Source organism: Xenorhabdus bakwenae (assembly GCF_030272115.1).
Classification (GTDB): domain Bacteria; phylum Pseudomonadota; class Gammaproteobacteria; order Enterobacterales; family Enterobacteriaceae; genus Xenorhabdus; species Xenorhabdus bakwenae.
In genome coordinates this window covers 101,742-126,967 of the sequence record NZ_CP119194.1, presented here as the reverse complement: position 1 = coordinate 126,967, position 25,226 = coordinate 101,742, and the positions used below count along the sequence as shown (strand labels likewise).

Below are 25,226 nucleotides of genomic sequence, written 5' to 3'. Positions count from 1 at the left end.
CCCCCGACTAGCGGGGGCTTGATACTAAAAAAGAGGGGTTATTCACTGACATTGAGCGTATCACGGATACGCGCCTTATAGAGTTCGATCATCTGTGGTGTCAGCAATTTGCGTTCACCATCCAGAACTATACCTCCCACATCAGCAGCGATGCGCTGTGCCGCCTGTAACATCAGTTTAAAATTCTGATGGGAATCACCATATGAAGGCACAAGCATAAATATGGAAACGCCAGGAGTAGTGAAATCGACCATTTGGTCTGGGTCAAACGAACCAGGTTTTACCATGTTAGCTAAACTGAATAACACAGCACCGCTACCCGATGGGTTTAGATGGCGATGAAAAATATTCATCTCACCAAACCGGAAGCCTGCCTGTAAAACGCTTTGGAACAGTACTTCACCATTCAGCTCCTGCCCATGATGAGCGGCCACATGCAACACCAACACGGTCTCTTTTTTAGTCTGTTCAGATTTAGACTGTGCTTCATTTTTCGCTGCTTTTGGCTGCCCTTCCACAACATCAGAGTCTGCTACCCTGGCCTCTTTCGATGCAACGGGTTCAATCGGATCAAACAAGCCAAGTTGTGGTTCTTCCTGTTGATCATCGACATCTTTCACCTTGACTGTAGAAGCATCAGATTGATGCCTGGCAAGTAAAGGATCAGTACCATCATCAGGCACTATGGCCGACGATTCTGACGCATGACGTTCGATAACCGGCTCTACACGATGTTCAGTCTGCGGTTTGGCCGACTCCTGAACATTCGATTTTGGCATATTATCAAACTGTTCATCGCCATCATCATCCTTTTGCTCTTCCTGCTGCCCCTGTTTATGACGTTTAACTGGGCGATCACGAAAGAGTGATGAACGCTCTTTACGGCTGGTCCACAACCCATGTAATAGCAAAGCTATTATGGCTATCGCACCAACAACGATTAATATCAGACGCAAATCCTGCATCATTGCTATCTCTGTTGTTTAAATTAATTGCCATCACGGCGGAATATTCTTTAGATAAGAGTATTTGTCAAATAGGACAAGTGCAAGTCTCTACATACTTTTCTTACCATAATGAGAGAATTTCTCTGTTTTTTCGGATGTTTTTTACTCATAAAACGACTGGTCAGTAGAAAATCCTGCCTATATCATACCGTCTCAATCATCTAAGAGAGAATAAGAAAATATGACGAATTCGACAAAATTGCCAAAACATGCGAGTGGATTTCACTATATTGCCCAAGGTTGGCAACTAATAACCCGTCCTGGCATTAAGAGATTCGTTTTATTACCTTTATTGGCTAACATCTTATTGCTGGGGGGTTCATTTTGGTGGCTATACCATAAACTGGGTGACTGGATACAATGGACTCTCGATAAAATACCAGACTGGATGCAATGGTTAAGCTATTTAATTTGGCCAATTGCAGTTATCTCTATCCTGCTGTTTTTTACTTATTTTTTCAGTACACTGGCGAATTTTATCGCTTCACCATTCAACGGCTTGCTGGCAGAAAAACTGGAGGCTGACTTAACAGGCATTCCGACACCTGATACTGGCGTTATTGACTTACTCAAAGACACGCCCCGTATTTTGAAACGCGAAGGCGTGAAAATTCTTTACTATATTCCGCGTGCATTTATCCTACTGTTACTTTACTTCATTCCAGGAATAGGCCAAACCGTCGCTCCCCTCCTTTGGTTTATTTTCAGTGCCTGGATGCTGACAATCCAATATTGTGATTATCCGTTTGATAACCATAAAGTCAGTTTTACCACCATGCGTAATACGTTACGCCAAAATAAAATAAAGAACCTGCAATTCGGCGCAGCAGTCAGCATTCTGACTATGATCCCGCTTGTGAACCTGTTTATCATGCCCGTTGCGGTTTGTGGAGCTACTGCGATGTGGGTTGATCGCTACCATGCTCAACATGCCCTGAATCGCACATCAGCAAACTAATTTAGCCGCCTGTTGACTACTTTTCTGCCTACTACATCAAACAAAGCCCCTGACAAATTATAAGCATATCAGAGGGCTTTGTTTAAAAATTCATGCCAATCTTAAATAATCAGAAGAATATAAAATGACCATCAATTATTCTTTTATATAATAAGAATAGACTGAAACCTTATTTCCATAAATAGGATGTTAGCGTATGGTTAATCAGTATTTACGGTATGTTAGGGGCAATCGAACAATGAGCAAAATTTATGAAGATAATTCGTTGACTATTGGTCACACTCCGCTAGTACGTTTAAAAAATTTCGCAAATGGCCGCATTTTGGCAAAAGTAGAATCCCGTAACCCCAGTTTTAGTGTCAAATGCCGCATTGGTGCCAATATGATTTGGGATGCTGAAAAACGTGGCATTCTGACCAAAGATAAAGAACTTATCGAGCCAACCAGTGGTAATACAGGGATTGCACTTGCCTATGTTGCCGCGGCTCGTGGTTATAAGCTGACACTGACCATGCCTGAAACAATGAGCCTTGAACGGCGTAAATTGCTGAAAGTACTCGGCGCAAATTTGGTGCTGACCGAAGGTGCAAAAGGCATGAAAGGCGCGATTGAGAAAGCCAACGAAATCCGTGACAGCAATCCTGACCATTATATCCTTCTGCAACAATTCAGTAATCCTGCCAACCCGGAAATTCATGAAAAAACCACTGGCCCTGAAATTTGGGAAGATACCGATGGTAATGTAGACGTTTTTGTTGCTGGCGTAGGAACTGGCGGCACAATCACGGGGGTTGCCCGTTACTTAAAAAATACGCAGGGCAAACACGTTACTATCGTTGCGGTAGAACCCGAAAGTTCACCTGTTATCAGCCAAAAATTGGCGGGTGAAGAACTTAAACCAGGCCCACATAAAATTCAGGGAATTGGTGCTGGTTTCATTCCTGATAACTTAGATTTAACATTAGTTGACCGTGTATTTAAAATCAGCAATGAAGAAGCGATGCAAGTTGCACGAGAAGTTACTGAAAAAGAAGGAATTCTTGCCGGTATTTCTTCAGGGGCCGCTGTTGCAGCGGCTGTCAAAATAGCGCAAGAAGAAGCCTACAAAGACAAAAACATCGTGGTGATTTTGCCTTCATCAGCTGAACGTTATCTCAGTACAGCCCTGTTTGCTGACTTACTCAGTGAGTAAAAATTATACTTAGAATTTTTCACTACATTGACAAAAAGGCACCTCCAGGGTGCTTTTTTGTGCATCAGATCAAAGTTTAAAACTTTCCTAGATGATTTATTCAGGTAGCTTTAGTATTTAACCAGTAATTATTTTGATGCACGAAATTAATCGCCAACCAGACGTTATTCAATTAAAGCATTCTTCGAATAGCGTGTATTAACACCAAATCAACAATTGAGTACATCAAGTATGTTAATTTTTTGATAATGATTATTATAATCCCACTAAATTTCAAGTTAAAATTAACCACGCAATAACTTGAAAAGCGAAGGGAATACACTTTACTTCATTATCATTTTAACGGTCGTATAAGCCACAGAGAATTCAGCTATATCCAATGGAATTCTCTGTGGCTTATCAACGAATATTTAAGTTATTGAGGAAATACTATGTTCCAGCAAGAAGTTACTATTACTGCACCCAATGGCCTCCACACTCGCCCTGCGGCACAATTTGTCAAAGAAGCAAAAGGCTTTGCTTCGGACATTACTCTGACTTCTGGAGGCAAGTCTGCCAGCGCAAAAAGCCTGTTCAAATTACAAACGCTGGGATTGACTCAAGGTACAGTCGTAACGATTTCTGCTGAAGGCGAAGATGAACAACAGGCTGTTGAACATTTAGTTAAATTAATGGGTGAATTGGAATAATCGTCCGTTCAATTAAGCCAATCTATTCCATTCAGTTTATCCCCAGGCCAATAAAATCTGGGGATATTTAGGGTCTTCCCTAAGTCTTAATGAAAGGTAATCACCCGCAGTCAAGGTCATATAATATGATTTCAGGTATTTTAGTATCACCAGGCATTGCTTTCGGTAAAGCGTTATTACTGAAAGAAGATCCCATCATTATCAATCATAAAAAAATTATTCCTGAACAAGTTGAACAAGAAATTTCCCGCTTTAAGCAAGGCCGTGACAAATCTTCCGCACAATTAGAGATCATTAGAGAAACAGCCGAAAAAAATCTGGGTGCAGAAAAGGCTGAAATCTTCGAAGGCCATATTATGTTGCTGGAAGATGAAGAGCTAGAGCAGGAAATTATCACACTGATTAAAAAAAATCTGTTAACAGCAGATGCAGCCGTTCATTCCGTTATTGAAGATCAGGCCAATGCGCTGGAAGAACTGGATGATGAATATTTGAAAGAGCGAGCCGCCGATGTCCGTGATATTGGTAAGCGCTTACTGAGAAATATTCTGGATATGCCAATTATCGACTTAGGTTCCATTGAAGAAGAAGTCATCTTGGTTGCCAGTGACCTGACCCCATCAGAAACCGCACAACTTAATCTGGACAAGGTATTAGGTTTCATCACTGACCTTGGTGGCCGAACGTCTCACACTTCCATTATGGCCCGCTCTCTGGAATTACCGGCGATTGTTGGCACAACCAATGCAACCAAGCAAATCCAAAATGACAGCTACCTGATTCTGGATGCCGTCAATAATCACATTTATGTGAACCCATCTGATACTGAAATCGAGAAACTGAAAACGGCGAAAAGTGAGTATCTGACAGAAAAAACCGAACTGGCGAAGCTGAAAGACTTACCTGCCATCACATTGGATGGTCACCAAGTTGAGGTTTGCGCCAATATCGGTACGGTGCGTGACATTGCTGGCGCTGAACGCAATGGTGCCGAAGGTATTGGTTTATACCGTACTGAATTTCTGTTTATGGATCGTGATTCTCTGCCAACCGAAAACGAACAGTTTGAAGCTTATAAAGCAGTTGCAGAAGCTGTTGGTAATCAAGCCGTCATTATTCGTACAATGGATATTGGTGGCGATAAAGACTTACCTTACATGAATCTGCCAAAAGAAGAGAACCCATTCCTTGGCTGGCGCGCGATCCGTATTTGCCTTGACCGTAAAGAGATCTTACATTCTCAATTACGTGCTATCCTGAGAGCTTCTGCATTTGGTAAACTGCGCATTATGTTCCCAATGATTATTTCAGTTGAAGAAATTCGGGAATTGAAAGTTGAGCTTACGTTACTCAAAGAGCAATTACGCAATGAAAACAAAGCATTTGATGAATCGATTGAAGTAGGCATCATGGTGGAAACGCCTGCTGCTGCAACCATGGCTCATCATCTTGCAAAAGAGGTTGACTTTTTTAGTATTGGGACAAACGATCTAACTCAGTATACTCTTGCGGTAGACCGTGGTAATGAGCTGATTTCTCATCTCTACAACCCAATGTCACCAGCTGTGCTGAGCTTAATCAAGCAGGTTATTGATGCCTCACACGCCGAAGGTAAATGGACAGGCATGTGTGGAGAGCTTGCCGGTGATGAACGCGCCACGCTGTTGCTCCTGGGCATGGGGTTGGATGAGTTCAGCATGAGTGCAATATCAATTCCACGCATTAAAAAGATCATCCGTAATACTAATTATGATGATGCAAAAGCACTGGCAGAGCAGGCCTTGACTCAGCCAACAGCAAAGGAATTGATGGATTTGGTTGACACCTTTACCAGAGAAAAAACACTCTGCTAAAAATTAGCCAGAATACGGTCCCATTAAACAATTAGGAGAAGATTCATGGGTCTGCTTGATAAATTGAAATCTCTGGTTTCAGACGATAAAAAAAATAGTGGCAGTATTGAAATTATCGCGCCATTGTCAGGTGAAATAGTCAACATCGAAGATGTTCCAGATGTTGTTTTTGCCGAAAAAATCGTCGGTGATGGTATCGCGATTAAACCAACCGGCAATAAAATTGTCGCTCCTGTTGATGGCACCATTGGTAAGATCTTCGAAACTAATCATGCTTTTTCTATCGAATCTGATAGTGGCATTGAGCTGTTCGTCCATTTTGGCATTGATACCGTTGAACTGAAAGGTGAAGGTTTTAAACGCATTGCCGAAGAAGGTCAACGGGTACAAAAAGGGGATTTGGTTTTAGAGTTTGATCTGGCATTTCTGGAAGAAAGAGCTAAATCAACCTTAACTCCTGTGGTTATTTCTAACATGGATGAAATTAAAGAGTTAACGAAAGTCAATGGCTCCGTAGTCGTAGGTGAGTCAGTCATCATGCGAATCAAAAAGTAACAGAAAAATCATTGCGGGATATGTGCCTCTTTTTCTGTTAACCGATTCATTTTAATTGATGAACTGTTCGTAAATCGTCACTGCTTTATCAGGCTAGTCAGTTCAGGGTGTCTGATAAAACAGGACGATTTTTTACGAATGATAAAAGGTTAATTAAATACCCCTGTAGACAAGTACCTGTCACCACGATCACAAATAATCGCAACAATGACGGCACCAGGGTTTTCGGCAGCAATACGTAATGCCCCAGAGACTGCCCCACCAGAACTGACACCACAGAAAATACCTTCCTTTTGCGCCAACAAACGCATAGTCTCTTCCGCTTCCGTTTGGGTGATATCCAGGACCTGATCCACCAGCGCTTTCTGGTAAATTCCGGGCATATACGCTGGAGTCCAACGACGAATACCAGGAATATGACTCTCTTCCGCAGGTTGTAATCCGGTCACTTTCACTCTGTCAGACTGAGATTTCAAATAGCGGCTTACCCCCGTAATCGTGCCTGTCGTTCCCATACTGGAAACAAAGTGCGTGATCCGCCCCTGTGTTTGCAGCCAAATTTCCGGGCCAGTCGTATTAAAATGAGCCAGTGAATTATCCGTATTATTAAATTGGTCCAGAACTTTTCCTTCCCCATTTTTCTCCATTTCTTGCGCCAAATCCCGCGCACCTTCCATTCCCAATTCTTTACTGACTAAAATTAACCCAGCACCGTAAGCCCGCATTGATGCCTGTCTCTCAACGCTCATATTTTCAGGCATCAATAATTTTAGGCGATATCCTTTTACCGCCGCGATCATCGCCAGTGCAATACCGGTATTACCACTCGTTGCTTCAATCAAAACATCACCCGGGACGATTTCCCCACGCAATTCCGCTTGCAGGATCATCGAAAGCGCAGCCCTGTCTTTTACGGAACCTGCCGGGTTATTACCTTCCAGCTTCACCCAAATCTCAGCGTCAATGCCTTCTGTCATTCGCTGTAATTTTACCAGCGGTGTATTACCTATAAATTCTTCCAAGCTTGCCACAGCATTACCTAGTTCGTATGAGAATGGATAAGCAAATAATCATATTAAGGAAACTGTAGCAAGACATTAAGCAAAAAATCCCTACTTCCTTGCATGACGGAAAATAGGGATTCAATATAAAGGTAAATTAAATCAGGCTGATTCAGCAAATCTCAACACTTTTAAGGGTAAATTCCCCGCATACAAGCGGGCACCCGTGCCCCCAATAAAATAGTGATTTCCTCTAACGGGTATGGATGAATTATCCTGCCAAATCACCGACAGGTATTCATCCCCCCACCCTATCGGCTGCACTGATAACAGGAAAAAATGACCGCGAGGGCTGACTTCCACGATTTGTACCGGCAAAGGGCAAGCCGGTGTTTGCCTGGCACTCAGCATCATATCCCAGGGTCGGAAAAAAACATCAACACGTCCTTGATGCAGCGGTGTGATATTCAATGGAAAAATTTTCCCGCCAATACGGAGTTGGGAACCTTTAATTTCACCATTCAGTTTGTTTATTTCCCCCATAAATTCAAGCACGAATCGGCTCTCCGGTTCATGCCATACTTGCTGGGGAGTACCAACCTGCTCAATGCGCCCTTGATTCATAAGTACCACCCTGTCAGCCACCTCCATTGCCTCTTCCTGATCATGGGTGACAAATACGCTGGTAAACTTCAATTCTTCATGCAGCTGGCGCAACCAACGACGCAACTCCATGCGAACCTGAGCATCTAATGCACCAAAAGGCTCATCCAATAAGAGGATCTGTGGCTCAACCGCCAATGCCCTTGCTAATGCTACACGCTGTTTTTGTCCACCAGAAAGTTGCGACGGATAACGTTCTGCCAAATGGGCAAGTTGCACCATATCCAGCAATGCCATGACCTTACTACGCAACGCCTCAGCACCGGGACGCTGACGACGAGCAAGAACCGTCAGGCCAAAAGCCACGTTATCAAATACCGTCATATGGCGAAATAAGGCATAGTGCTGGAATACAAACCCAACACGCCGATCTTTTGCATGTAGTCGGCTGACATCCTGGCCGTGGAATTTCAATTGGCCCGCACTCTGCTGCTCCAGCCCTGCGATGATCCTCAACAATGTCGTCTTGCCAGAACCCGATGGACCAAGCAGGGCGACCATCTCCCCAGATTCGATATCCAGTGAAATGTCATTCAGTATCTGAGATAGACCAAAAGATTTACTGATTTGATTGATTTCAATACTCATATCCCGCTCCTAACCTACCCGTGCTGGCGGCTTAAACGCCATTGCAATGCACTTTTGACAATCAGAGTAATAATCGCCATCACCGCTAATAAGGCCGCAGCCGTAAATGCGCCAACCGTGTTGTAATCTTGATACAACAGCTCAACCTGCAAAGGCAGCGTATAGGTTTCACCGCGAATTGCCCCCGATACCACAGACACAGCCCCAAACTCCCCAATCGCCCGCGCATTGGTCAAAACGACGCCATATAACAATGCCCAACGAATATTTGGCAAGGTCACGCGCCAGAACATCTTCCAGCCAGAGGCACCCAACAATATGGCAGCTTCATCCTCCTGATTACCCTGACTCAACATCACCGGCACCAATTCACGGACAACAAACGGACATGTCACAAACACGGTCACCAATACCATACCAGGCCATGAAAACATCAATTGGATGTCATAATTCCCAAGCCAGCTTCCTAACCAGCCATTCGCACCATAAAACAGCAGATAAAGTAATCCAGCCACAACCGGCGAAATCGCAAACGGAATATCAATTAATGTCAGCAATAATTGCCTGCCGGGGAATTGGAAACGAGTCACTAACCACGCCGTCATCACACCAAAAACTAAATTAAGGGGGACGGTGATAAGCGCAATCATCACTGTTAACCAGATAGCGTGCAGCATATCGGGATCGAAAAGATTCTGGGCAACTATGTCGATTCCTTTGGAAAAGGCGGTCAAGAAAATCCATGCTATCGGTATGACCAACAGCAGAAGGGAAAAAAGTACACCAGTGCCGATCAGTAACCATTTTCCCCAATTTATAGCGGGGCGTTGTGCCACTGTGTATGCGGAAAATTCAGTCATTAATGTCCCCCTATCCGTTTACCAAAACGGCTTTGCAAGATATTGACGCTAAACAGCAGTAATAACGACGCTGCGAGGATGACTGAAGCGATCGCACTAGCCGCCGGATAATCAAATTCTTGCAGGCGGACAAAGATCATCAGGGAGGCAACTTCGGTCTGCCAGGCAATATTGCCTGCAATGAAAATCACGGCACCAAATTCTCCCAGGCTACGCGTAAAAGAGAGCACAGTTCCGGCAATCAATGCAGGTGAAACCTCTGGTAATATAACCCGCCGAAAAGTCTGCCAACGGCTTGCTCCCAATGTCTGTGCTGCTTCCTCATATTCAGGGCCTAATTCTTCAAGCACAGGCTGAACAGTACGCACAACAAACGGCAGGCTAGTGAATGCCATTGCGAGCGCAATCCCCAGCCAGGTATTGGCGACTTTGATATCGAAATGACCAAGCCAGGCCCCATACCACCCTGTTGCAGAAAAGAGTGTCGCTAGCGTTAAACCCGCAACTGCCGTCGGTAAAGCAAACGGCAAATCCATCAAACCATCTAATAAACTACGTCCGGGAAATTGATAGCGCGTTAATATCCAGGCCATCAACATGCCAAAAACCATATTGAATAAACTGGCAACCGCTGCGGCCAACAGTGTCACCTGATAAGCGGCAACAACCTGCGGGTTAGCGATGACTTGCCAATATTGTTCCCATGTCATACTGGAAAGCTGTACGACCAATGCGCTTAATGGCAATAGCAGGATAAGGCAGACATAAAACAGACTACAGCCTAAACTCAGCCCAAATCCGGGCAAGACACGTTTGCTAAATACCCACATTATTTGCGCCCTTCTTTCAATAACTGATCAAGCGTACCGCCAGTATTAAAGTGAGTTTTCATCACTTGAGACCAGCTACCGAATTGTTCTTCGAGGCGAAACAGTTTGGTGACAGGAAAACGGGATTGCTGGGCTTTCATCACATTTTGATCAATCACACGATAACTAAAACTGGCTATGATTTGCTGGGCTGACGGGCTATACAGATAATTTAAATACGCTTTGGCAACCGCTTCCGTACCTTTTTTCTGCACACTCTTATCCACCCAGGTCACCGGGAATTCAGCCAAAATATTGACCGGCGGTACAATGACCCGGTAATTATCTTCTCCATACTGTTTACGAATGTTATTGACCTCAGATTCGAAGCTAATCAGTACGTCCCCTATACCCCGTTCAATAAAGGAAGTTGTTGCCCCACGGCCTCCGGTATCAAACACCGCTACATTCTGTAAAAAGTGCTGCATCAGTTGGCGCACTTTAGCAGGATCATGCGGATTTTTTTGCTGAAAAGCGCCCCATGCAGCCAAATAGGTATAGCGTCCATTACCTGACGTTTTTGGATTGGGGAAAACTAATTTCACATCATTTCGCACCAAGTCTTCCCAAGATTGGATATGTTTGGGGTTACCTTTATGTACCAGAAACGCCATAGTGGAATAATATGGAGAACTGTTATTCGGCAAACGCTGCTGCCAATTGACGGGAATAAGATTGCCGCGATCGTGCAAGATCTGAATATCTGTGACTTGGTTATAAGTGACAACATCCGCCCGCAATCCATGCAAAATGGCCAATGCTTGTTTAGATGAACCGGCATGGGACTGCTTAATGGTCAACTTATCCTGCGGGTTCTGTTCATTCCATTGTTTTTCAAATTTCGGATTCAAGCTCAAGAATAATTCTCGCCCGATATCGTAAGAACTATTCAGCAACTCAACAGCCAAGGCGCTAGAGCTATAAACGTTGAGACAGGCAAAAAACAACAAGCTAGTCACTCCGTTTAATAATTTATTTTTTATTGCCACTATTTTCATCCAACACCTTACTCAGCACGCTATTTGACAACAATTTCTCTACTGTATCCAGAATCTTTATAACAGGGTAGTTTACTGGCTACTGTTTTATATACCGAATTTTTATGAGAAATGATGAAAAACGATAAGATGTAGAAAATATCAGGTTACAGGTGCCAGCCGCTTTTCAAGTAACTAAAACGGTTTGAACTCTGGCACGCTGCCCTCATCATGCAAGTGGATTAAAAGATTTTTTACTTGATATAACGCTATTTATAGGTGTTTATCAGGATTTCCAAATAATACGCGAAACTTTCCAGCCCTTCAAAACATCATCTGAAGGCATTAATCCTTCAGGGCCTTCCCAAATTCCGGTAAAAACATAGCTGACATGCTGACTTTGTGGAGCGGTACAAATGACTGTAGGCGGCACAGTGAGATCATGAGAGCGCTGACATTTTCCAAATGCCTGATTATAGAGACTGGAGAAAGGTGTGCCTATTTTCGTTCCCCAGACTGTTTTAACTTCATCATCCAACACGTCAATACGATTAACTTTACCATTGACCAGACCGTGAAATTCCAGTTTTACCTGACCTTCTTCCATACCCTGAATCACACTCACTAACTTGCCATCTTGCATCTCCATACCACTACGCAGACGATATTTTCCCTCCAACCCGTTTTCGATCACAGATTGAGACATATCCGTCTGTTTATTGATTTTTCCTAGACCCTGCTCAGAAACGCTTAGGGAACTGCCAAACCAATTAAGCGGTGATAAAGCAGGCCATGACATTCTTAAAGTTCCGGCACAAGCCGTCAACAAAAATGAGCATCCGACTAAACTGCTGGCTACCATAACCCTCTTCTGTTTAGAACAGAAATTAAATGCAAAAAATTTATCCATCGTTGTTTTCTTACCTTTGGCTCTATGGAATTGTCATTTGATATCTATCAGACCACATTCTAAAAAAAACATTCAATTGCAAATATACAAACCATTCATCAACAGAAACATCAAAATCATGTTTAAAAGATGTTATTTATCAAATATTACACATCCATTTATAAAGTAAACTGTATTATCAAATTAACATAATAAACTTTTATCCTTATCTGTCTGCCAATGCTTATTTTCATATACCCCTGCTATGGCTCATTGGTCAGATGATATAACTCAGGAAAGAAATAATGAACATCCCTTATCAATATCATGTTAATTGTCAACAACCTTCTGGCTGGATCGTATTAAAAGGAAAGTCTCTGTACTCTATACCTGAACATTATTTTCTATCTAAGGATAAAAATGGGAATATTAAAGTGATGCTTTACATTGACAATGAAAAACCGGCAATGTCAAAAGATATTCTTGTTATAAAAAACAAATATATGAGAAGATGGGTACACTCTATTCATGCTTCATCAAAAAAGTAGTGGTTGAAAAAGATAATAGCTAAATAGAGTATATATTCTCGATAAACCTCAGGTTGCAATCCGCAAAACAACACAAGGCCTTATACCTCCCCGCTACGCGGGGAAATATAACACGTATCTTGAAGTTGGATTGGTATAAATAGTATGCTTCTATTCAGCTATTTCATTAGCGTGTATATTTATCTCACGATCCATTTAATCAATAATCAATCGCTTGCTAAACATGACATTTTCTTGGCCCAAATAATCATATTCCATTTTTTCACACATGCAGATTGTTGCATCATTTTCTTCTGGAACCACAATCAAAATACCAGGGCAACCTCTGGCCAATAATTTTTTTTCCAGGCGGGAGATCAATGCATTGGCGATCCCTCTGCCCCTGAATTCAGGATGGACTCCCAGATAATAGGCATAACCACGGTGTCCATCATAACCGCCCATCACTGTACCAACCACTTCTCCCGCAATTTCAGCAACCAGAAATAAATCAGCGTCATGGGTGAGTTTGCGCTCAATATCTATTTCTGGATCATCACCAGAGTTAATCAAATCACAACGTTCCCAAAGTGTGATAACGGCTTCAAAATCGTCTTGCCGAAATACCCGAATTTCCATAGTTAGTCAGCCTATTTAATAAGCAGTTGAATCAATGTTAATTATCACTGCTTTTATTTTGGAATCAATCTGAAAATGCGTTTACTGACACTAGCAGGTATACTGCGGAACTTCGTAACCTAACCAAAATGAAAGCAAAAATGAATACACCTAATTTATATCAAGTTAAGAATTTTTTCCTCTCATTACAGGATCACCTCTGCAAGCAGCTAGAGCAACTTGATGGTCAATCAACCTTCATGGAGGATTGCTGGCAACGAGAAGCAGGTGGTGGCGGAAGAAGCCGTGTGTTGACGGAAGGTAAGGTTTTTGAAAAAGCCGGGGTGAATTTTTCACATATTTCTGGTGCTTCAATGCCCGCTTCTGCTACGGCTCATCGTCCTGAGTTAGCAGGGCGCAGTTACCAAGCAATGGGCGTTTCTCTTGTTATTCATCCACTTAATCCCTATGTCCCAACCAGCCATGCCAATGTCCGTTTCTTTATGGCTGAAAAAGAGGGTGAGCCTCCTGTATGGTGGTTTGGCGGTGGCTTTGATCTCACGCCTTATTATGGTTTCGAAGAAGATGCTATTCATTGGCACACCGTTGCCAGAAATTTATGTCAACCGTTTGGCGATGATATTTATCCCAGATATAAAAAATGGTGTGATGATTACTTTTTTATTAAACACCGTAATGAACCACGTGGCATTGGTGGTTTGTTTTATGACGACCTGAATACGCCTGATTTTGATACCTGCTTTAATTTCACGCAAGCTGTCGGAAATGGATTCCTATCTGCCTATTTACCTATTGTAGAAAAAAGAAAAAATTTAACCTGGGGTGAGCATGAAAGACAATTCCAATTATATCGTCGAAGCCGCTATGTTGAATTCAATCTTGTTTGGGACAGGGGAACGCTTTTTGGCCTGCAAAGCGGTGGAAGAACTGAATCCATATTAATGTCTATGCCTCCATTAGTGCGTTGGGAATATGGCTACTCTCCAGAAAAAAACTCTCCTGAATCTGAATTATATACTTCATTTCTGATAAAAAAAGATTGGGTATGACAATTCAAAACAGGAATACAAGACAATTTCTTTATTCCTGTTTTACTCCTTATTTATAAAAAATTAACCTAAAACAGATGAGTTATTTGTCATAATACTGATAAAAATATTTATTATTTTTCATTAACAATACCCTGCCATAAAAAGTCAATACTTACACTAATGACTCGCCTATTAATTACAGCTAGTATTCAATCCGGGCCCAAAAAAAAACGAATACAACATCTAACAACAAAATAGGGTATTATTATGAGCAATAATCAAACCAACATATACAGCTTAATCCCTCCATTTGTTCTGGAAAATATCTCTGATGATTGTGATACATATACTAATCAATATGTATTAAAGACATTAGATCATGTTTATCAATTGATGAGTTCGCCTGCTGAAGAAATTATTTCTCAACAGGATAAACAAGAAACTAAAAAAGAGGTGAACGATAAACCGCATCGCACTATCTATGACGCTAAAAATAAAGAGGAATTCCCAGGGGAAGAGTTATCTCGCAGAGAAGGTATGCCAGAGAGTTCAGATGATTCAGTTAATGAGGCTTATGAGTATATTGGTAAGACTCATGAATTCTATAAAAAAATTTTCGGTCGCAATTCTCTTGATAACAAAGGAATCAAGTTAGTTGCTACCGTACATTATGGAAAAAATTATCTGAATGCATTCTGGACCAGAAAACAAATGATATTTGGTGATGGTGATGGAAAATACTTCAATCGTTTTACCTCTGCCATTGATATTATCGCTCATGAGTTAACCCATGGTGTTATCGAAAGCGAAGCTGGACTGGATTATATCTATCAGTCTGGTGCACTTAATGAATCTATCTCAGACGTATTTGGTATTATGGTAAAACAATATGTTAATAACCAAAAAGTCGATGAATCCAATTGGCTATTGGGCCAGGGTCTACTGGGGCCAAAATTTAATCCAGAAAATAAATCCGAGGTTGGCTTACGCACCTTTATTAACCCCGGAAGCGCATTTTCCGGCGATAAGCAAGTAGGTCATATGGATCTATATGAAGACCTTCCCTTTATCATTGATAATGGCGGCGTTCACATACACTCAGGCATTCCTAACAGGGCATTTTATTTAGTGGCGATGGCGTTGGGAGGCTATGCCTGGGAAAAAGCAGGAAAAATTTGGTATGAAACGTTACTGGACAAACGTCTATCTTCAGATGCAGATTTTGAAGATTTTGCCAGACTGACGATTGATAATGCTGAAAAGTTATTCAGTAAGAAAACGTCAGATATTGTTAGTCATGGTTGGAAAGAAGTTGGTGTTCCACTTTCCGAAGATAAATGAAATTACCATTAACAAAATACCAATTCATATTTTATGCAGTAGCATTAAGATAATCCTAAAATAAATAATAAAGGGTTAATCACAACCCTTTATTATGTTTATAAATTAATATTTCAGATCCCAACAAAAACACCTCCCATTAGTAGAAAATATTATCATTTAGATTAATAATTAATTAAAGTCCCTAGAGATAAAATATGCACAACACCTAAAAGCCGGGGGTATCATTATGCGGAATCATCAAGGTAAATTAAATAAATCTGGCATCATCCCACCATATTTATTGGAATACGTTGTTAAAATTTGTGGCCAAACAGATAAAGCATATATATTAAAAACATTAGATCATGTTTACAATCTAATGAATAACCCTGATGAAATGGATATATTAATTCATGGATATCGGCCAGGTTTTGACAATAAATTAAATAGAACTATTTACAATGCTGAATATAATGATAAATATCCAGGACATAAATTAATTTTATGCGAAGGCATGGCTGTAATTGATGATATTGTAGCCACCGAGGCTTATAATTATCTTGGTAAAACATATGAGTTTTACAAGGAAATTTTTGGCCGTAATTCTATAGATAACAAGGGTCTTAAATTAGTTGCTACTGTGCATTATCAAAAACACTATATGAATGCATTTTGGGATAATAATCAAATGGTCTTCGGTGATGGTTATGCCCCTTATTTTAACTGTTTCACCTCCTGCATTGATATTACTGCGCATGAACTCACTCACGGAGTCACTGAAAGTGAAGCAAACCTTGATTATGCCTATCAATCGGGTGCATTAAATGAATCTATCTCAGATGTATTCGGTATTATGGTAAAACAGTATGCAAACAACCAAAAGGTTAATGAATCTGATTGGTTGATAGGTCAGGGAATATTTGGCCCGGCACTTAATCAGGACAATGACCCTAATGTTGCCTTGCGCTCATTCAAAAATCCTGGAACAGCAAATCCGAAAGATAATCAAGTTGGTCATATGGATCAATATCAGGATTTATCCGTCAGAGATGATAACGGCGGTGTCCACAAGTATTCTGGTATTCCTAATAAGGCATTCTATTTATTGGCAACAGCGTTGGGAGGGTATTCTTGGGAGCAAGCTGGAAAAATTTGGTATCACACATTATTAGATAAACGATTATCCCATAAAGCCAGTTTTAATGATTTTGCACAGCTAACCGTTGACAACGCTGACACATTATTTGGCAAGGAAATTTCAGATATTGTGACCCATTCATGGAAACAAGTCGGAACTTTACTCTAAAAATTGTAATACCTCTCTCATCATTCAAGACCAGGGAAGGTCTTGATTACGTTTATATATTTATCCTTAATTTAATTAAGCTAATCATCTTATCCCGCCATGCCATATCATAAAAAAATTTACATTTTTAGTAGTGACTAACATGGTTAGTTTGGCTACTATTCATATTCGGCCAAATATACACCAACACCATAACATAACATAACATAGATACAAAATAAGGCATTATCATGAGTAATAATAAAGCAATAAAACAAAATATAATCCCCCCTTATTTATTGGAGTATCTTGCAAAAACCTGTAATGCTAATGACAAAGAGTATGTTTTGAAAACATTAGATCATGTCAATAAACTCATGAAGCAATCAACCAAAGAAGAGGCCTTAAACTCTGAGGATGATCCTTTATTGTATAAAAACAGAAAAAATCCTGAACCAGAAGATAGCTATTAATTATCAGGAAATTAACGTTACCCTCTGATTTTCATGATTTTTTATATAACAAAAAAGAAATACCGAAATTAATAAAATTAAATATACAGTAGGTTCATTGATAAAATTGAAATATTTTAAAGCTAATTAGCTTAATTCTTAAAATTATTTCTATCTGCTCTGTTTAATAATGGCTAAACTATGCTTTAAATACAGGAATAATAAAGGGCTAGGAATAGCCCTTTATTTATATTAATATTTTTAAACAATTACCGTTTTTTCATATGTTCCATTAAACGTTTACGTTTACGGAGCTGAGTTGCTGTTAATGTATTTTTCTTATCCGCATAAGGGTTAGCCCCTTCTTTAAATTGGATGCGGATAGGTGTTCCCATCACTTTCAAAGAACGACGGAAATAATTCATCAAATAACGCTTATAGGAATCAGGTAAATTTGTTACTTGATTACCGTGGATAACCACGATAGGTGGGTTATGGCCACCCGCATGGGCATATTTCATTTTCACCCTACGACCACGGATCATTGGCGGCTGGTGATCATCTTCTGCCATGCGCATTATACGAGTCAATAAGGAAGTACTAACGCGGCGGGTTGCACTTTCATAGGCTTCCTGAATTGATTCAAATAAATTCCCGACACCACTACCATGTAGCGCGGAAATAAAGTGAAGACGGGCAAAATCAACAAAACCCAAACGCAGCTCAAGCATATCTTTGACGTGATCTTTGTCTTCCTGACTCATACCATCCCATTTGTTGATGGCGATAACCAGAGAACGACCACTGTTAAGAATAAAACCAAGCAGAGAAAGATCTTGATCAGAAATGCCTTCACGGGCATCCACTACCAGTAATACAACATTGGCATCTTCAATCGCCTGGAGCGTTTTAATCACAGAGAATTTTTCAACTGTTTCAGTGACTTTTCCACGCTTACGAACGCCCGCTGTATCAATCAGAATATATTCACGGCCATCACGCTCCATGGGAATATAAATGCTGTCACGGGTCGTACCTGGCAAATCATAAACGACAACACGCTCTTCACCGAGGATACGGTTGGTTAATGTGGATTTACCCACATTAGGGCGGCCAACAATCGCAAGTTTCAGAGGCAAGGTTGTGGGATCAAATGCCTCCTCCTCTTTTTCCTGTTCAGCAGAAGCCTCCAATTCGGCTTGCTCCATTTCGGCCCAATAAGCTGCGTTTGCTTCTTCTTCCGTTAATTCAACGTCTTCTTCTGTTTCTTCTTTGTCAGAAAACGGCAACAACACACGTTCAATCAGTTGTGTTACCCCCCGGCCGTGAGAAGCCGCGATGGAATAAACATCCCCTAAACCGAGTGAATAAAACTCAGCTACCGAGATATCAATATCGATACCATCGGTTTTATTCGCCACCAGAAAAGTTGCTTTTTCACGGCTACGCAAATGCTTGGCAATCGCATGATCAGCAGGCATCAATCCCGATCTGGCATCAACCATAAATAGAACAATGTCCGCCTCTTCTATGGCCATCAGGGATTGCGTAGCCATATGCGTTTCTACCCCCTCTTCCATACCATCGATACCGCCCGTATCAATGATGATGAATTCTTGCCCTTCAACCTCTGCCCGTCCATATTTACGATCACGGGTTAAGCCAGGGAAATCCGCTACCAGCGCATCTCTGGTTCGGGTTAATCGGTTAAATAAGGTGGATTTTCCAACATTGGGGCGCCCAACCAGCGCAACGACAGGTATCATTTTCTTGATGCCTCATGACTAGATTTAAATCGATATCCTGCTGAAAGTGACGTCTCAATATTGTTCACCACAGCAAGATACAAAGAGTCTAAAAAGACGAAACGGCCCCTGTTATTGTCCAGGAGCCGTATAATTCCGTGTTATTTAAACACGCGCGAAGTTAGCGGGTATACAGATAAACTGTCCCGTCCTTCGCTTGTAGCATCAGTTTATCGCTGGCAACAACCGGACGACTCAACAGGCCGGAACTATCAACCTTGTTCTGCGCTACAAATTTGCCATCAGCCATATTCAACCAATGCAAGTAACCTTCAGCATCACCAACAACCAGATAGCCATTGTACATTTCCGGTGCCGTCAGGTTACGGTGCATGAGATCATTTTGCGACCATAATGTCACACCATCACTCTTGCGCAGGGACAAGATACGGTCATCTTGATCAACAATGAAAATATTGCTGTCAGTGACCACCATATCATGCACCGATCCCAGATCACGTTTCCAGATGATCTGGCCTGAACGCATATCCATTGCCACCAAATTGCCGTTATAAGCAATCGCATAAATAACATTGTCAGAAATGACCGGACTCATATCGACATCATTCAGGCGATCTATTTCGGTAGAACCTGTTACCTGAGAAATACGCTGTTGCCAAATTAGTTGCCCCTCAGACAACAGCACCGCACTAATACGGCCATTGTCACCACCGACAATCGCTGCACCATAGGCTACGGCAGGAGCGGATTCACCACGAACGGACAACGAAGGTGTATCCATATTAACTGACCAGGCAATACTACCATCGGTTTCGTTTAATGCCTGCAACATACCATTGCCGGTATGAATCAAGACAAAACCATCACTCACTACAGGACGGGACAATGCTTCGCCAGCAACCGTCGATTCCCATTCAACCTTACCGTTCGTTGTATCCAGCGCGATGACTTTTGCTTGTTCTGTTCCGACATACAGACGATCACCGGATACAGTCAAACCACCAGAAAGCAGCGCTGGCAAACGGGATGACAATAAACCTGCTTTTTCTGACAAATCCGTTGCCCATATCTCTTTGCCGCTGTCTATATCAAATGCTTTGACAACACCATGACGGTCAGCAACGTAAGCGGTTGAACCCTGCCAGGTTGGTGATAAATGAGAGTAATACTTCCCCGTACCACTCCCAACGGACTTATCCCAAACGATACGAGGTTTGAATTGATTTTCAACCTTCGGTAACGGTGACATTGTTACCGTATCCTGTTCACTTGAACAACCTGCTAGCAGAACAGAAGCAACCAGCCCAACCAAGAGTGTTTTTCGCAGCTGCATTATGAAGTTGGCTCCCTTAGTTGGATAAATTATTAAGTTTGATTTTCATAAAATCCTTAATTACCTGCGGGCCATCAAGTCCAAGCCCTGTGGAATAGGCTGCACGTGCACCAGCAATATCCCCTTTTTTAGCCAGAATATCCCCACGAATATCCTCAACCATAACCTGCCAGCCTTTGCCTTTGACCAAATCCAGCGTTTTCAATGCAACATCTGTTTTATCTTCCGCTAATTGAACCCGAGCCAGACGAAGGTTAGACAATGCCTGCATGTTTCCATCTTTGGCTTTACCGGATGCCGCTCGCAAATTTTTCTCTGCCTGAGCCAGATCATTCTGAGCAATAGCCTGTTTTGCCAGTTCCAGATCAGCCATAACACCGTAGACATTGTCTGTCTCATTAGCGAACTTTTCTACGGCAATAACATTTTCTTTCGACCCCGACGCCAGTGATTTGTTCAACTCTTCAAATACTGCGGCCGTATTATACAATTGGTTGGTTTGATGAGACTGCCAGTAACGCCAACCCAACAAAACACCAACACCTAGCACCAAACCAACAGCAAGGTATTTACCGTTAATAGCGAAAAAACGCTTGATCGCGTCAACTTGTTCAGTTTCTGTGGTATAGACTTGCACTAGAGTTTCTCTCCTTAGCCTAACAGTTCGCTCAAACGCGCTGCGACCGCTTGTTGTGACAACGTTTCTTGTTCACCGTTGCGTAAATTTTTCACTGTAATATTGCCTGCCTGAATTTCATCTTCTCCCAGGATCAAGGCAACTTTGGCACCGTGCTTACTCGCACGCGTCAGCTGTTTCTTAAAGTTACCACCGCCATGATTGGTCATCAGACGTAATTCTGGCAATTGATCACGGATTTTTTCGGCCAATATTAATGCCGCTTGCTGGCTACCTTCACCAAAGGAAGAGAAATAGACATCGGCAACAGCCAAATCAGCAACAAAGTCAGGATTGACTTCCTGCACCAACAGGACCATACGTTCCAGGCCCATGGCAAAACCAACTGCGGGTGTTGCCTTACCGCCCAATTGTTCAACCAAGCCATCGTAACGACCACCCGCACAGACGGTTCCCTGTGCCCCCAACGCCGATGTCACCCATTCAAAAACAGTACGGTTGTAGTAATCAAGGCCGCGAACCAGACGCTGGTTGATGCGGTATTTGATCCCTGCACTATCCAGTAGCTGACACAGTCCATCAAAGTGCTCTTTTGACTCGCTATCAAGATAATCAAACAGCTCCGGTGCATCATTCAGAAGCTGCTGAATTTCAGGGTTTTTAGAGTCCAATACACGCAATGGGTTGGTATACATGCGGCGTTGACAATCTTCGTCCAGTTTCTCTTTATGCTGTTCAAGGTATGCCACCAGCGCCTCACGATAATTGGCACGGGCTTCTAATGAACCAATTGAGTTCAATTCAAGTGTAACGTGATCAGCAATGCCAAGCTCGCGCCACCAACGTGCTGTCATTAAAATAAGTTCAGCATCAATATCTGGTCCCTGTAAGCCAAACACTTCAGCCCCTAACTGATGGAATTGACGGTAACGGCCTTTTTTGGGGGCGCTCATAACGGAACATCGGCCCGATATACCATAAGCGCTGTTCCTGATTGTACAGCAGACCATGCTGAATACCGGCACGGACACATCCTGCGGTATTTTCTGGGCGCAGGGTCAAACTTTCACCATTGCGATCGTCAAAGGTATACATCTCTTTTTCGACCACATCAGTGACTTCCCCAATTGCACGTTTGAATAACGGGGTCTGCTCTACAATCGGTGTCCGAATTTCGCTGAAACCGTAACCTGACAGCACACGCTTCACCGTAGATTCAACTCGTTGCCAGATGGCCGTTTCAGCAGGAAGGCAGTCATTCATGCCACGAATAGCTGGGATATTTTTTGTCACGTTTTATCTCTTATTAATATTTATACAATGCCAACGATTATAAAAGCGAATACTTGCAAGGTTCAATCTGCAAGCAAATCTATATGCTTATATCCCCAATAAACTACTCATCAAGCTGATTGATGCCGATTCGGTTCTTAACATCGAGGATAGCGGCCTTCGCCCGAATTTTCGCCTCAAGTTGATCAATCAAGTTGTTATTGTCAAAACGCTCTTTTTGACGAATGCCATCTTCATAAAAGCCGCTTTTTGTTTTCGCCCCCGTTACGCCAAGCGTTGAAACTTCTGCTTCTCCCGGACCATTCACGACACAGCCAATGATAGAAACATCCATCGGGGTGACTAAGTCTTCAAGGCGCTGCTCAAGGGCATTAACCGTACCGATAACGTCAAATTCCTGGCGCGAACACGTTGGACAGGCAATGAAATTAATCCCCCGTGAACGAATACGCAATGCTTTCAGAATATCAAAACCGACTTTAACTTCTTCCACGGGATCTGCGGCCAACGAAATACGCAGTGTATCGCCAATTCCTTCTGACAACAAAATACCAAGGCCAATTGAAGATTTCACCGCACCCGCACGGGCTCCACCTGCTTCCGTAATGCCCAAATGCAGCGGTTGATCAATTTTTTGTGCCAGTAAACGGTATGCCCCAACCGCCAGAAAAACGTCAGAGGCCTTAACGCTCACTTTAAATTGGTCGAAGTTCAGGCGATCAAGAATATCCACATGACGCATTGCCGATTCAACCAACGCTTCTGGTGTGGGTTCACCATATTTTTCCTGTAGATCTTTTTCCAGTGATCCACCATTAACCCCAATGCGAATTGGAATATTATTGTGGCGGGCGCAATCCACAACCTGACGAATACGATCTTCATTACCAATATTGCCAGGATTGATGCGCAGACAGTCAACACCATATTCCGCAACTTTCAGGGCTATGCGGTAATCGAAATGAATATCGGCAACAAGAGGGACATTGACTTGCTGTTTGATGGACTTTAACGCTTCGGCTGCCTCCATTGTTGGAACAGACACCCGAACGATATCAACACCTACACGCTCTAACGCGTTAATTTGATTGACTGTTGCTTCAACATCAGTTGTTCGTGTGTTAGTCATTGATTGCACTGCAATCGGTGCGCCATTCCCGATAGGCACATTACCGACATAAATCCGTGTAGACTGACGTCTTTTTATCGGTGATTCAATATGCATTTTTACATTACTCCCCTACATCCCTGTATTTTTGTTTATAAGAATGACAACTATGCTGTGGTGAATAATTTGGCCAAAACAGTTAAGGCATTTATTTCAGAGTCAGTTTAGCCGTGACGCCTTTCTTCACGAAGGAACTTAGATCCACGGGTTTTCCCTGAAACTGAACCTTAACCTTAGCGGGGGCGCCAATATTCACCAAATAAGGTAAATTACCGGAAAATTTTAGGCTATCCCCTTTCTTTTTTATGCCACTAAACAACACTTTACCTTTAGCATCTTCGACTGCTAGCCAACATTCACCGCTGAAATCTATCACTAATTCACCGTTGTTCGCCGTGCTGATACTATTTACATCAGTCGATGAGGGACTCACAACAGCACTATTTATCTCTGCATTGGCAGCAGTAGCCGTATTTTCTGGTATTGCATTGGTTGCAGGCTGATTGGTTGCTGTGGATACCGGTGCGCTGGAAGATATGGGAGCATTGCTGTTTACTTCTGTGCCATTTGCCTCTGCCAACAATGTTTTTTCCTGGAAAACATCAGATTGAGCATTAGTTTCAGAACCTGTTACCTGATTATTCTGGGCATTTGATTGTGTGGACATTGAAGACAGTTCTGTTTGTTGTACTTTATAGTTCTGCCACCACCACAGGAATGTCATTCCCAACAACACAACAATAACAGCCCATGTTATTTTCATTAACCAACCGTCGCGTTTCTTGCGCTTTTTCCCCGCTGAAAAACTTTGCATAGGGGCCGTTTTTATGTCCCTGGAAGGTATCTGTTTATCCAGGGTACTCAAGATTTCAGTTTCAGGCACCTGAACCAATTTTGCATAGGCGCGAATATATCCACGAAGGAATGTTGGTGAAATATTTGACGAGATATTATCTTCTTCAATATCACGAACAGTGGACAGTTTAAGACACAGGCGATCTGCCACAGTTTGCTGAGAAAGCTCATGTTTTTCACGAGCCTGACGCAAAATCTGACCTGTTGTCAGATTGGCTTCTTCTGGATAAGTTTCAGTCTTCATTAGCAAGGGATACTGGTACTGTTCTGGGTTAAAGAATTTACACAAATTAAATGAACAGAACATATCATTTAATTTGTGTAGCGAAATCATCTAAATACTGCGTTGGACACAGAAAATCATTTATCACAGCGATAATGGCCTGTGTTACTTTTCATACTTTTCATGATCAACTGTTCAGCCTTTTCATACTGCTTTTGCTCACAAAGAAAAATATGGTAGTGATGTACTACGGTATCACTTTCAGCCGCATACTGCATAGCCATTCTATAATGCTGACTGGCGGTTTCCGGGCGACCTGCATATTGTTCATGCAGTGCCATGCCTAAATGTGCCTCTGAATGATGAGGTTCCGCCAGCAGGATTTTTTGAAAATGATATTTAGCGGCCGATAAATTTCGTTCCGCCAAATAAGCTTTCCCTAGCTGCAATCGTGTATCTATGGCAACAACCTGATGAACGCGATGCGTTGATTGTTCCACACACCCCGTTAACAGGCCAAAACAAACTATAGACCAAATTATTGATTTCCGTATCATACCATCTTCATTTATAAGGATATGTTAAAATTTGCC

At 42.1% G+C, this 25,226-nt stretch carries 24 protein-coding genes and 1 pseudogene; 10 read left to right on the top strand and 15 right to left on the bottom strand.

What is annotated here, in order from left to right; genetic code table 11:
- Positions 1 to 38 precede the first annotated feature (38 nt).
- The gene (gene zipA, locus PXH59_RS01210) at positions 39 to 968 is read right to left on the bottom strand and encodes a cell division protein ZipA (protein ID WP_047767265.1); all 930 of its coding nucleotides are present in this window, start codon (positions 966 to 968) and stop codon (positions 39 to 41) included.
- 220 nt (positions 969 to 1,188) lie between these two features.
- Between zipA and cysZ the strand changes: the two genes are divergently transcribed.
- The 5 genes from cysZ to crr all read left to right on the top strand — a co-directional run bounded on the left by cysZ (position 1,189) and on the right by crr (position 6,254).
- Positions 1,189 to 1,965: a sulfate transporter CysZ gene (cysZ, locus tag PXH59_RS01205; protein ID WP_285809964.1), complete on the top strand. Its 777-nt coding sequence runs from the start codon at positions 1,189 to 1,191 to the stop codon at positions 1,963 to 1,965.
- Between the two features lie 238 nt (positions 1,966 to 2,203).
- The gene (gene cysK / locus PXH59_RS01200; RefSeq protein WP_285809962.1) at positions 2,204 to 3,157 is read left to right on the top strand and encodes a cysteine synthase A; all 954 of its coding nucleotides are present in this window, start codon (positions 2,204 to 2,206) and stop codon (positions 3,155 to 3,157) included.
- A gap of 431 nt (positions 3,158 to 3,588) precedes the next feature.
- Positions 3,589 to 3,846 carry a phosphocarrier protein Hpr gene (gene ptsH / locus PXH59_RS01195; protein ID WP_047767271.1) on the top strand — a complete coding sequence of 86 codons (258 nt, stop codon included), beginning with the start codon at positions 3,589 to 3,591 and terminating at the stop codon, positions 3,844 to 3,846.
- Between the two features lie 125 nt (positions 3,847 to 3,971).
- Positions 3,972 to 5,699 carry a phosphoenolpyruvate-protein phosphotransferase PtsI gene (gene ptsI, locus PXH59_RS01190; protein ID WP_285809961.1) on the top strand — a complete coding sequence of 576 codons (1,728 nt, stop codon included), beginning with the start codon at positions 3,972 to 3,974 and terminating at the stop codon, positions 5,697 to 5,699.
- Between the two features lie 45 nt (positions 5,700 to 5,744).
- Complete coding sequence (crr, locus tag PXH59_RS01185; RefSeq protein WP_047767273.1) at positions 5,745 to 6,254, top strand: PTS glucose transporter subunit IIA; 510 nt, start codon at positions 5,745 to 5,747, stop codon at positions 6,252 to 6,254.
- 149 nt (positions 6,255 to 6,403) lie between these two features.
- Here the strand turns inward: crr and cysM are convergent, their stop codons facing one another.
- From cysM to PXH59_RS01155, 6 genes are all read right to left on the bottom strand, one after another.
- Positions 6,404 to 7,285, bottom strand: coding sequence for a cysteine synthase CysM (gene cysM, locus PXH59_RS01180; RefSeq protein ID WP_285809960.1), 882 nt, complete (start codon positions 7,283 to 7,285; stop codon positions 6,404 to 6,406).
- Between the two features lie 132 nt (positions 7,286 to 7,417).
- Positions 7,418 to 8,506 carry a sulfate/thiosulfate ABC transporter ATP-binding protein CysA gene (cysA, locus tag PXH59_RS01175; protein WP_047767275.1) on the bottom strand — a complete coding sequence of 363 codons (1,089 nt, stop codon included), beginning with the start codon at positions 8,504 to 8,506 and terminating at the stop codon, positions 7,418 to 7,420.
- A gap of 14 nt (positions 8,507 to 8,520) precedes the next feature.
- On the bottom strand, positions 8,521 to 9,366 hold the full coding sequence (cysW, locus tag PXH59_RS01170; protein ID WP_047767277.1) for a sulfate/thiosulfate ABC transporter permease CysW: 846 nt from the start codon (positions 9,364 to 9,366) through the stop codon (positions 8,521 to 8,523).
- Positions 9,366 to 10,196 (bottom strand): sulfate/thiosulfate ABC transporter permease CysT, encoded by an 831-nt coding sequence (gene cysT, locus PXH59_RS01165; protein ID WP_047767279.1) that lies wholly within the window; start codon positions 10,194 to 10,196, stop codon positions 9,366 to 9,368. Before cysT ends, cysW begins: the two co-directional genes overlap by 1 nt.
- Positions 10,196 to 11,233, bottom strand: coding sequence for a sulfate ABC transporter substrate-binding protein (locus PXH59_RS01160; RefSeq protein ID WP_285809958.1), 1,038 nt, complete (start codon positions 11,231 to 11,233; stop codon positions 10,196 to 10,198). The genes cysT and PXH59_RS01160 overlap by 1 nt, the downstream gene beginning before the upstream one ends.
- A gap of 265 nt (positions 11,234 to 11,498) precedes the next feature.
- On the bottom strand, positions 11,499 to 12,074 hold the full coding sequence (locus PXH59_RS01155) for an RpoE-regulated lipoprotein (protein ID WP_285809957.1): 576 nt from the start codon (positions 12,072 to 12,074) through the stop codon (positions 11,499 to 11,501).
- Positions 12,075 to 12,406: 332 nt separating this feature from the next.
- On the opposite strand from PXH59_RS01155, the gene PXH59_RS01150 reads away from it, so the two are divergent.
- Positions 12,407 to 12,649, top strand: a complete 243-nt coding sequence (locus PXH59_RS01150) for a hypothetical protein (protein WP_047767284.1) — start codon at positions 12,407 to 12,409, stop codon at positions 12,647 to 12,649.
- Positions 12,650 to 12,844: 195 nt separating this feature from the next.
- Here PXH59_RS01150 and PXH59_RS01145 read toward each other — a convergent pair whose 3' ends face one another.
- Positions 12,845 to 13,267: a GNAT family acetyltransferase gene (locus tag PXH59_RS01145; protein WP_285809954.1), complete on the bottom strand. Its 423-nt coding sequence runs from the start codon at positions 13,265 to 13,267 to the stop codon at positions 12,845 to 12,847.
- 140 nt (positions 13,268 to 13,407) lie between these two features.
- Here PXH59_RS01145 and hemF point away from each other — a divergent pair, with 140 nt between their 5' ends.
- The 4 genes from hemF to PXH59_RS01125 all read left to right on the top strand — a co-directional run bounded on the left by hemF (position 13,408) and on the right by PXH59_RS01125 (position 17,379).
- A complete protein-coding gene (gene hemF, locus PXH59_RS01140) occupies positions 13,408 to 14,316 on the top strand; it encodes an oxygen-dependent coproporphyrinogen oxidase (RefSeq protein WP_285809952.1) in 909 nt (302 codons plus the stop codon).
- 249 nt (positions 14,317 to 14,565) lie between these two features.
- Positions 14,566 to 15,639, top strand: a complete 1,074-nt coding sequence (locus PXH59_RS01135) for a M4 family metallopeptidase (RefSeq protein WP_285809950.1) — start codon at positions 14,566 to 14,568, stop codon at positions 15,637 to 15,639.
- Positions 15,640 to 15,868: 229 nt separating this feature from the next.
- Positions 15,869 to 16,927: a M4 family metallopeptidase gene (locus PXH59_RS01130; protein ID WP_285809947.1), complete on the top strand. Its 1,059-nt coding sequence runs from the start codon at positions 15,869 to 15,871 to the stop codon at positions 16,925 to 16,927.
- Positions 16,928 to 17,157: 230 nt separating this feature from the next.
- Positions 17,158 to 17,379, top strand: a complete 222-nt coding sequence (locus PXH59_RS01125) for a protealysin propeptide domain-containing protein (RefSeq protein ID WP_285809944.1) — start codon at positions 17,158 to 17,160, stop codon at positions 17,377 to 17,379.
- Positions 17,380 to 17,627: 248 nt separating this feature from the next.
- On the opposite strand, the gene der is transcribed toward PXH59_RS01125, so the two are convergent.
- From der to PXH59_RS01090, 7 genes and pseudogenes are all read right to left on the bottom strand, one after another.
- Positions 17,628 to 19,124 carry a ribosome biogenesis GTPase Der gene (der, locus tag PXH59_RS01120; protein WP_047768436.1) on the bottom strand — a complete coding sequence of 499 codons (1,497 nt, stop codon included), beginning with the start codon at positions 19,122 to 19,124 and terminating at the stop codon, positions 17,628 to 17,630.
- A 160-nt stretch (positions 19,125 to 19,284) separates the two neighbouring features.
- The gene (gene bamB, locus PXH59_RS01115; protein WP_285809942.1) at positions 19,285 to 20,457 is read right to left on the bottom strand and encodes an outer membrane protein assembly factor BamB; all 1,173 of its coding nucleotides are present in this window, start codon (positions 20,455 to 20,457) and stop codon (positions 19,285 to 19,287) included.
- A gap of 16 nt (positions 20,458 to 20,473) precedes the next feature.
- Positions 20,474 to 21,094: a YfgM family protein gene (locus PXH59_RS01110; RefSeq protein ID WP_047768439.1), complete on the bottom strand. Its 621-nt coding sequence runs from the start codon at positions 21,092 to 21,094 to the stop codon at positions 20,474 to 20,476.
- Positions 21,095 to 21,108: 14 nt separating this feature from the next.
- Positions 21,109 to 22,387, bottom strand: a pseudogene (gene hisS / locus PXH59_RS01105) (histidine--tRNA ligase).
- Between the two features lie 103 nt (positions 22,388 to 22,490).
- The gene (gene ispG / locus PXH59_RS01100; RefSeq protein ID WP_285809939.1) at positions 22,491 to 23,612 is read right to left on the bottom strand and encodes a flavodoxin-dependent (E)-4-hydroxy-3-methylbut-2-enyl-diphosphate synthase; all 1,122 of its coding nucleotides are present in this window, start codon (positions 23,610 to 23,612) and stop codon (positions 22,491 to 22,493) included.
- 91 nt (positions 23,613 to 23,703) lie between these two features.
- Positions 23,704 to 24,654: a cytoskeleton protein RodZ gene (gene rodZ / locus PXH59_RS01095; protein ID WP_285809937.1), complete on the bottom strand. Its 951-nt coding sequence runs from the start codon at positions 24,652 to 24,654 to the stop codon at positions 23,704 to 23,706.
- Positions 24,655 to 24,770: 116 nt separating this feature from the next.
- On the bottom strand, positions 24,771 to 25,133 hold the full coding sequence (locus tag PXH59_RS01090; protein WP_285809935.1) for a fimbrial assembly protein: 363 nt from the start codon (positions 25,131 to 25,133) through the stop codon (positions 24,771 to 24,773).
- Between the last annotated feature and the right edge of the window lie 93 nt (positions 25,134 to 25,226).